The organism is Pedobacter sp. 10L46_2 (assembly GCF_056395165.1).
Genome location: NZ_JBFTIZ010000153.1, coordinates 1 through 9,378, shown reverse-complemented (window position 1 = coordinate 9,378; position 9,378 = coordinate 1). Strand labels below are relative to the sequence as shown.

Genomic DNA, 9,378 nt, shown 5'->3' with positions numbered 1-9,378 from the left:
TTCCTGAAGTTTTGGTTTCTCTATTGGTCGATCAGCAATATTTATATCAATAACACGATCAGGTTTTAAAGGTTCGATGAGTGCATCTGCGTCTTTACTAATAAAATGTTTGTAAATCATTGGGCCAGCAAAAAAAAGAACAAAAAGCGGGGCAGCAATAAATAAAGCGCGTGCTGTAGTGCCTGATGATTGAGATCTTAGTGCATAAGCACCATAGTTTTTATTTCTGTTTCTAAATACAAGGTCGAGCCACTCTGCCTTGTGTAAATTGGATGAGATGTTAAACATAATTTCAAGTATTAGTTTTAAACAGGATGTAGAATACCCGTATATTCCATAACACTTTAAAAAAAACTTAAATCACGATGTTTTTTCACCAAAACGCAGAAAAATATCTTCTCCGCTAAAAATCATAAAAAACGGCAGTTTTATAGATTTTTAGTGTTTTCCCAACAAAAACAAGAAATTTTTCAGACAAAAAACAGCAAAAACGAAAAAATAACACCAAAAAATATAAAAATAAATGAACAAACTGTATATTTACCCTTCGAGAGACAGACTTAACCTTCCAAATAAATAAGCCGCCTCTTCAACTTATTTTTCTTCTTAAAAACTGATTTTCATCTAAAAAGCGTAAATTTTATGTTAAAATTTGCTAACATTTGTATTTTTACACACAATTTGATGGAAATTATTAATTAATAATCCTATTTTTGATAAAATTTTAAACAAATAAATGAAAAGCTTAAGAACAATTGCATTAAAAGAAGCGCAGACAAGAATTTCACCAGAGGTAAAGTCACCTTCGACTAAAATTTCTGATTTTTTTGGCGTTAATGTTTTTGACAAAAGAAAAATGAAAGATTTCTTGTCAAAAGAGGTTTATCAGAAATTAGTGGCATCGATTGAATCGGGCGAACTAATTAATCATGAAGATGCCAACCACATCGCAACGGCTATGAAAGGCTGGGCAATGGCTAAAGGCGCTACTCACTATACCCACTGGTTTCAACCATTAACCGGCACTACAGCTGAGAAACATGATTCATTTTTTGAGCCTAGCAGCGATGGCGCAATTGAGAATTTCGCAGGTAGTGCGCTAGTTCAACAAGAACCAGATGCATCAAGCTTCCCTAATGGTGGTATCCGTAATACTTTCGAAGCACGCGGATATACTGCATGGGACCCTTCTTCTCCAGCATTCATTATGGAAAGCAAAGCTGGTAAAACACTTTGTATCCCAACTGTATTTGTTTCTTATACCGGTGAAGCACTAGATTACAAAGCTCCTTTATTAAAAGCACTTGCTGCTATGGATAAAGCTGCTGTTGACGTTTGTCAGTATTTCGATAAAAGCATCACTAAAGTAAATGCATCTTTAGGTATTGAACAAGAATATTTCCTTGTTGACCTTGCATTATATAATGCTCGTCCGGATTTAGCATTAACCGGACGTACTTTGTTCGGTCATATGTCTGCAAAAGGACAGCAATTAGAAGATCATTATTTCGGATCTATTCCTGAGCGTGTATTCACCTACATGGTTGATTTCGAAAATGAAGCTTTAAAATTAGGTATTCCTTTGAAAACCCGTCATAATGAGGTTGCTCCTTCTCAATTTGAGTGTGCTCCTATTTATGAAGAAATCAACCTTGCAATTGATCATAACCAATTGTTAATGGACTTAATGGAAAAAGTTGCTTTAAGACATAACTTTAAAGTTCTTTTACATGAAAAACCATATGCTGGTATCAACGGATCAGGTAAACACAACAACTGGTCATTAATTACTGACACTGGTAAAAACTTATTATCTCCAGGAAAAACTCCGAAAAACAACTTGATGTTCTTAACATTCTTTGTTAACACTATCAAAGCTGTTCATGAGCATGCTGATTTATTGAGAGCAAGTATTGCTTCAGTAAGCAACGATCACCGTTTAGGTGCTAATGAAGCTCCTCCTGCAATCATCTCTATCTTCCTTGGTTCTCAATTAGCTGAGGTATTAGACGAGATCGAATCATCAAGAAGCATCATTAAAAAAGTTAAAAATGAAGATTCTTTATGGTTAGGTATTCCTAAGATCCCTCAGATCTTGTTAGACAATACTGACCGTAACCGTACTTCTCCTTTTGCCTTTACAGGTAATAAATTTGAGTTAAGAGCTGTAGGTTCTTCTGCTAACTCTTCTGCTCCTATGACTGTGTTAAACACAATCGTAGCTGATCAATTGATCAAATTCAAAACTGAAGTTGATAAACTGATCAAAAAAGGCGAGAAAAAAGATGTTGCATTGTTAACTATTCTTAAAAAATACATCAAAGAATCTAAAGATATCCGTTTTGAAGGAAATGGTTACAGCGATGAGTGGGCTGAAGAAGCTGCTAAACGCGGTTTATCAAACATCAAAACTACTCCAGTTGCTTTAGATGCTTACGTAAGTGAAAAATCTACTGAGTTATTTACTAAACTCAACATCTTTAATGAGCGTGAGTTACATGCCCGTCATGAGATCTTGTTAGAAAGCTATTACAAAAAACTTCAAATCGAAGCAAGAGTAATGGGTGAAGTAACAAACAGTATGATCATTCCTGCCGCTATTGCTTACCAAAATTCGTTAATCGAAAATGCTAAAGGATTAAAAGAACTTGGCTTATCAGGTGATGCATTAGCAACTCCACTTTCTATCATCAACAAAGTATCTGAGCACTTAAATATCGTTAAAACCAGCATTGACGCAATGCTTGAGCAACGTAAAAAAGTAAATGCAATTGAAGATTCACGTGAGAAAGCGATCAGCTACGATGAGAAAGTAAAATCTTACTTCGATACTATTCGTTACCATACAGATAAATTAGAACAAATCGTAGATGACAGCGTATGGCCTCTACCTAAGTTCAGGGAATTATTGTTTATAAAATAAACCAAACTCCTAATAACCAACTATTTTTTAGTTTTATAACCTCTGCTTTAATTAGTAGGGGTTATTTTTTTATTAGTTAGTATGTTTTTTTTCTACATTAAAGTTTTAACATTAAGGGGTTTCCCTATCTTTGCAACAACATGAGTGATAACAGGTACAACCAGCGTGGCGTTTCTGCCTCGAAAGAAGATGTGCACCAAGCCATCAAAAACATAGATAAAGGTATTTTTCCGCAGGCTTTCTGTAAGATCATCCCTGATATTTTAGGCAACGACGAGGCTTTTTGCAACATAATGCATGCTGACGGTGCAGGTACAAAATCTTCATTGGCTTATGTTTACTGGAAAGAAACCGGTGATATTTCTGTTTGGAAAGGCATTGCTCAGGATGCAATCATTATGAATATTGATGATTTGATCTGTGTTGGGGCTACCGACAATATTTTATTGTCATCAACAATTGGTCGTAATAAAAACCTGATCCCTGGTGAAGTAATTGCTGCCATTATTAATGGCACTGAAGAGATTTTAGCTGAGCTTAGGTCTCAGGGCATCTCTATTTACTCAACTGGTGGCGAAACTGCCGATGTAGGTGATCTGGTACGTACAATCATTGTTGATTCAACAGTAACATGTCGTATTGAACGTGAAAAAATCATCAGCAACGACAAAATACAGGCCGGTGATGTAATCGTTGGCCTATCTTCATATGGACAAGCCAGCTATGAAACAGAATATAATGGCGGTATGGGATCTAACGGACTTACCTCTGCTCGTCATGATGTATTCGATAAATCTGTAGCAAACAGTTATCCTGAAAGTTTTGATCCTGCTGTTCCTTTTGATTTGGTATTTTCTGGTGGAAAGAAACTAACCGATCCGATTAAAATTGATGACCAAACGGAAGTAACTGCCGGCAAACTGGTATTATCACCTACACGCACTTATGCTCCTGTTATAAAAAAGGTATTAGAAAGTCACAGGCCTCAAATTCATGGTATCGTTCATTGCAGCGGTGGCGCACAAACTAAAGTGCTTCACTTTGTTAATAACAATGTTCATATCATAAAAGATAATTTATTTCCTATTCCTCCCCTGTTCCGTTTAATACAGGAAGAGTCTGGTACAGATTGGAAAGAAATGTATAAGGTATTTAATATGGGCCACCGCATGGAATTATATGTTCCGGCTGAAATAGCTGAAGACATCATTGCCATCTCTAAAAGCTTTAATATTGATGCTCAAATTATTGGTCGCGTAGAGGGTTCTACCCAAAAACAAGTAACAATTGTTTCGGAAAATGGCGAGTTTGTTTATAATTAACATATAAGCTTAGTAATAGACCTAAAAGGGTGTATCATAATCATGGTACACCCTTTTTAGTACATAAAGAATCAGCAATGAGATCACAATGTTCGAGATGGCGAAAGTTCAAACAAGTTATAAACAATGCTTTATTTCTTTTGCTTTAGCGCTTTTGCAATACCTTGCTCAACAAGCGGCTCCATAATTGCGTAACCAGCTTTATTAGGATGAATACCATCTTCAGCTAAGCTTTTCGGCAAGCCATTTCTTTCATCTTTCATCGCAGAGAAATAATCTACATAAATGAATTCATTTTTTTCAGCATAAGCTTTAATCCATTTATTTAATTCAATCACTTTATCAGCAGGTTCCACCCCCGGTTTCCATGGGAAGGCGAAAGCAGGTAACACAGAAGAAAGTACCACCTTAATCTTATTTGCTCTTGCAATTTCGGTCATAGCAGTGATGTTGTCTTCAATCATTTCCAGAGTCGAAGGACCTGTATTACCAGCAATATCATTGATTCCGCAGAGCATCACAACTACTTTAGGTTTTAGCGCAACCACATCCTGATGAAACCTGATGAGCATCTGTGGTGTAGTCTGCCCACTAATCCCACGACCAATATAAGGTCTGCTGGAAAAAAATTCAGGCCGATTGTTCTTCCATCCCTCAGTAATTGAATTACCCATAAAAACAACTCTATTTTCATTTTTAGCAGGTGCACTGAGCTTCGAATTCTCTTCCTGATATCTTTTTAGATTAGCCCAGTCCTGTGCCTGAGAAAATTGAATGGAGAGTAAAATGGCTGGAATGATCAGCCATTTTTTAGAAGTTATTTTCATACTATTCATTTGGTTAAAGTTATTTTCTAGTGTTTTACCTTATAGAATTTATAAGCAAACATAAAGATCACAATATAACAGATTATTGGTGTATAATATGCATGTGCAATTCCTGCACTGTCAGCCACCGCTCCCATTATAAAAGGGAAAAATGCGCCTCCAACAACTCCCATTGATATAAATGAAGAAGCTTGTTGTGTACGTGCACCAAGATTTTTAAGCCCAAGACTAAAAATAGTAGGAAACATGATACTAAAGAAAAAGTTGATCATAAGAAGCGCAACAAAAGATACCCATCCAAAGCTTTGAGCAACTATAACGCACATTAGAATATTACCAATAGCAAATATTGCCAGCAACTTATTAGGTGCGATTACTCGCATTAAGAAGGTACCCAAAATACGACCTGTAAGCATCATACCCATAAACACCACCATATAATACCCTGCTTCAGAATCGGTAAAGCCCATTTTTTCGTGTCCGTAATTAATAAAGAATGCCCATGTTCCGGCTTGGGCTGCAACATTAAAAAATTGAGCTATTACTGCCCATACAAAATGCTTATGATCAAATAGCTTCTTATCAGGAGCGGTATCAACATTTACGGCATTCTCATCTACTGCTGTAACATGTGGATCTATTAAAGCTGGTATTTTAACAAAAGAAAATGCAACTGCAACAAGTAGAATAACAGTTCCAATAACAGCATATAATATTTTTACTGAGGTAAGATCTGTACTACCCTCAACATTATTACTTAGTAAAAAATAACTTCCTATTGCGGGCCCCAACATAGTTCCAACCGCATTAAATGTTTGAGCAAAATTTATACGAAGATCACTAGTACGTTGGTCTCCTAAAGAGGCAACAAACGGATGGGCAACTGTTTCTAATGTTGATAAACCGCAGCCCACAATGAACAATGCAATACCAAAGAAAGCAAAGGAAGAGATATTAGCTGCTGGCACAAACAAGAAAGCTCCTGCCGCGAAAAGAGATAGTCCTAAAAGGACTCCTTTTTTGTATCCGAAGCGTTTCATAAACAATCCGGCAGGTATACCCATCACTGCATATGCACCAAATACTGCAAACTGCACAAAGGCAGACTGGAACTTGGAAAGACTCATTGTATGCTGAAAATGTTTATTCAACACATCAGCCATTGTAATTGCAATACCCCAGAACATAAAAAGGGAGGTTACAAATATTATCGTTACCAGGAATTTCTTCTCAGTAAAGGCTGCTTTAACTTTTAATTCGCTCATAATTTTGTTATAAATGGTTAATTTATTATTGGTTTAGGTTGTCTGTTACTTATTTTGATACTCCCCAGGTCTTGTTTGGCTTAGCTCCCATTTCAAGTTCCAATTTTCCTCCCGCAACTAACTGCTCATGAGTAAACCATGGTGTATTTAGCACTTGTCCGTTGAACTTGGCACTTTGAATATATTTATTTACAACTGAACAGTTGTTTGCTATCAGTTGAAATTTCTTTCCGTTAGAAAGCTCTATTGTAACATTCTGGAATACCGGACTTCCGATTGTATATACCGGAATACCTGGCGTAACGGGATAAAATCCCATCGACGAGAATACCACAAAAGCTGTCATACCACCACCGTCTTCATCACCAGGAATACCGAATACATTGTCTTTAAACCAGGTGTCCAAAAGAAATCTGATGCGTTTTTGAGTTTTCCATGGCGAAGCCGTGTAATTAAATAAATAAGGGATGTGAAAGCTCGGCTCATTCCCCATAGAGAACTGACCAACCATACCCGTTGCATCCGGGAACTTAGCCCAGTTTTCATATTTACTTCTACCAAGCGGCTCTCTATAAAGCTGATCTAATTTATTCTCGAAGCTTTTTGCACCACCAAACAATCCTATCAGGCCTTTAACATCCTGTTGCACTTGCCATAAATAAGTCCAGCCATTATTCTCATCATAATAGTCTCTGCCGCCCATACCGCCATCAAACTTAGGATCTATATCTACCCAGTTACCATCTTTATCTTTTGGTAAAAACATCTGAGTTTTGCTATCCCATAAATTCTTATAGTTACTACTTCTTGCTATAAACTTGGTGTAATCCTGATCCTTTCCAAGCTCTTTGGCCATTTGCGCAACAGCCCAGTCATCATAGCTATGCCCTAAAGTTACTGCTACAGCCTGGCGTTTTTCCCAACTATGCACATTAGTAACAGTTTCTTTTTCATCTTTTTTCAGGGATGGAAAATATCCTTTTTCATAGTAAAAATCCTCGAGTTCACCTTTTGGACCATTTTTCCATGGTAGCATTGTTGCTTCATTTGCATTTTTAAGCATCCCTTCATAAGCTTTATTAACATCAAAGCTTTTTATTCCTTTACGGTAAGCATCAAGAAAGGTAATTGATGAGTGAAATCCATTCATGCATGGATTATCGCCAAACAACAACGGAAATGTAGGTACCCATCCACTCTGCGTATACATGTTTACATAAGAGTTCATCATGTCACCTTCCTGTTCAGGGTTAAGGATTGTGCGAAGCGGGTGATGTGCAAGGTAAGTGTCCCACGACCAATCGTCTACATAAAACGGACGCGTAGTTTTATGAACCTGCTTATCATAACCACTATAATATTGGCCATCCTCAGTAATATCAACCATACGCTCATAACAACGATATAAAGCAGTATAGAACGAACGCTTTTGAGCTTCTGTTCCTCCTACTGTTTTAATTTGATTGATTACTTTCGACCATGCTTCTTCTCCCTTTTTAACTTGCTGCTCAAAGGTTGAGTTTTTCAACTCATTGTCGAAATTCTTCTTAGCCTGCTCTGCACTGACATAAGAAATGGCATATTTAAATTCAATATTTTTTGGTGCATTTTTCGGAAACCTAACCCATGCTTTTAAGTCCTTTTCATCTACCGAATTGGCCACTATAGCTTTACCATCCTTTAAACCACCCAATACAACATCCGTATTAAAAGCGCCATACATGTAAACTTTAATATTTCCATTGTAGGTTTCTATACCACTTATTTCTCTTTTTGAAATTGACTTATATTCATGTTCACCACCATTATATACACCAAGTAACAATCCTTTTTCACTGTTTTCAGGATATTCAAATTTGAATATACCCGTCTTTTTTCCTGGAGTAAACTCAACTTTTATTTCTTCATCAATCAACCAGGTAGTATAATACCAGGGGCGGTTTATCTCCAGATCATGATCATAAGTCATCTTTTTGTTCCAATCAGATGCCTCTATATCCTTTACAGTTGGTTTAATAGAAAAAACCTGCCCCATCCTATGTGAAACAACATTTAAAGGGAAACTGGAAATCTGATCCGACATATAATCAGGTCGTTGAGCAAACATCCTTATCATTTGGTTAGGAAGTTGTACGGTTGGTCTGGTAGGTTCTAAAAGCTGACCTACATTACCAATTATTGGATCCACATATTTTAGGTTACCAGTTCCCTCATACTGGTTCGTCTGGGCCATGGCAATACCCTGACCAAAAAGCAAAGCTGCCGAAAAAGCAATCTTGAGTTTGGACGTAATTGTTCTATTAAAGATTAAGGACATAATACTGATTAGTTTATAAGTTTGGTTCTTAAGTTTTCACAATGTGTGCAATGCTAAAGATATAAAACTCATTCCATAAAAAACAGCATTATTTATGTTACTAAACCCTTATAGCAAACCAATAAACCGCAATTAAAAAAGGGACGGTTTGCAAATGCAAGCCGTCCCTTTTTTAATATCAACAATAGCAGATTGTTTTTAAAGCTACCGTCATCTCGACCTGAGGAGAGATCTCTTGAATTAACATAACCAAGAGATCTCTCCTCAGGTCGAGATGGCGAACTTGTCTGTGAGAGATCCTGAGCTAAACTCAGGATGACGATCGATTCAGATAAAACTCCTTCCTTTCTGCTCCTTCCTATCCTCTTTTCCAGAAAAAATGATTCCTCTTTGAAGACATGCGAATTTTTGCTCTTCAGCAAATATTCGAGGATGAAAAGAGTGTGTCATTTTTTCCTCTTATTTTTTCAAATCTAATTCCTCAATCAAATTCTTAGCACCGCCGAGCACATCAATACACCATAACACATAGCGTACATCCACACATATGGTACGTTTAAACTGTTTATCAAAAGCGATATCACCGCTCATGGCTTCCCAGTTACCATCAAATGCTAAACCGATCAGTTCACCATTACCATTAATAACCGGCGACCCCGAATTACCTCCGGTGATGTCATTATTGGTAATAAAACCAACGGTTAAAGTTCCGTCATTGCCATAC

The 9,378-nt window shown here is 36.9% G+C and carries 6 protein-coding genes and 1 pseudogene; 2 read left to right on the top strand and 5 right to left on the bottom strand.

The window, feature by feature from the left end; all coding sequences use genetic code 11:
- Window positions 1–288, bottom strand: a pseudogene (locus tag AC1DDX_RS16515) (energy transducer TonB); the annotation flags it as partial.
- A gap of 448 nt (window positions 289–736) precedes the next feature.
- Between AC1DDX_RS16515 and AC1DDX_RS16510 the strand changes: the two are divergent.
- Window positions 737–2,923 carry a glutamine synthetase III family protein gene (locus AC1DDX_RS16510; RefSeq protein WP_172663853.1) on the top strand — a complete coding sequence of 729 codons (2,187 nt, stop codon included), beginning with the start codon at window positions 737–739 and terminating at the stop codon, window positions 2,921–2,923.
- 140 nt (window positions 2,924–3,063) lie between these two features.
- Window positions 3,064–4,245 carry an AIR synthase related protein gene (locus AC1DDX_RS16505; protein WP_172663854.1) on the top strand — a complete coding sequence of 394 codons (1,182 nt, stop codon included), beginning with the start codon at window positions 3,064–3,066 and terminating at the stop codon, window positions 4,243–4,245.
- Window positions 4,246–4,376: 131 nt separating this feature from the next.
- Here the strand turns inward: AC1DDX_RS16505 and AC1DDX_RS16500 are convergent, their stop codons facing one another.
- The 4 genes from AC1DDX_RS16500 to AC1DDX_RS16485 form a co-directional block, all read right to left on the bottom strand.
- The gene (locus tag AC1DDX_RS16500) at window positions 4,377–5,072 is read right to left on the bottom strand and encodes an SGNH/GDSL hydrolase family protein (protein ID WP_288882291.1); all 696 of its coding nucleotides are present in this window, start codon (window positions 5,070–5,072) and stop codon (window positions 4,377–4,379) included.
- Window positions 5,073–5,098: 26 nt separating this feature from the next.
- Complete coding sequence (fucP, locus tag AC1DDX_RS16495) at window positions 5,099–6,337, bottom strand: L-fucose:H+ symporter permease (RefSeq protein WP_172663856.1); 1,239 nt, start codon at window positions 6,335–6,337, stop codon at window positions 5,099–5,101.
- Window positions 6,338–6,386: 49 nt separating this feature from the next.
- Window positions 6,387–8,654: a GH92 family glycosyl hydrolase gene (locus AC1DDX_RS16490; protein ID WP_246269747.1), complete on the bottom strand. Its 2,268-nt coding sequence runs from the start codon at window positions 8,652–8,654 to the stop codon at window positions 6,387–6,389.
- A gap of 459 nt (window positions 8,655–9,113) precedes the next feature.
- On the bottom strand, window positions 9,114–9,378 hold a 265-nt coding region (locus AC1DDX_RS16485), incomplete at its 5' end, for a S46 family peptidase (RefSeq protein ID WP_477622281.1).

Excerpts from the sequence above, each read along its gene's own strand:
- AC1DDX_RS16510 (WP_172663853.1), top strand. The coding sequence starts at position 737 with ATGAAAAGCTTAAGAACAATTGCATTAAAAGAAGCGCAGACAAGAATT.
- AC1DDX_RS16505 (WP_172663854.1), top strand. The coding sequence starts at position 3,064 with ATGAGTGATAACAGGTACAACCAGCGTGGCGTTTCTGCCTCGAAAGAA.
- AC1DDX_RS16500 (WP_288882291.1), bottom strand. The coding sequence starts at position 5,072 with ATGAAAATAACTTCTAAAAAATGGCTGATCATTCCAGCCATTTTACTC.
- fucP (WP_172663856.1), bottom strand. The coding sequence starts at position 6,337 with ATGAGCGAATTAAAAGTTAAAGCAGCCTTTACTGAGAAGAAATTCCTG.
- AC1DDX_RS16490 (WP_246269747.1), bottom strand. The coding sequence starts at position 8,654 with ATGTCCTTAATCTTTAATAGAACAATTACGTCCAAACTCAAGATTGCT.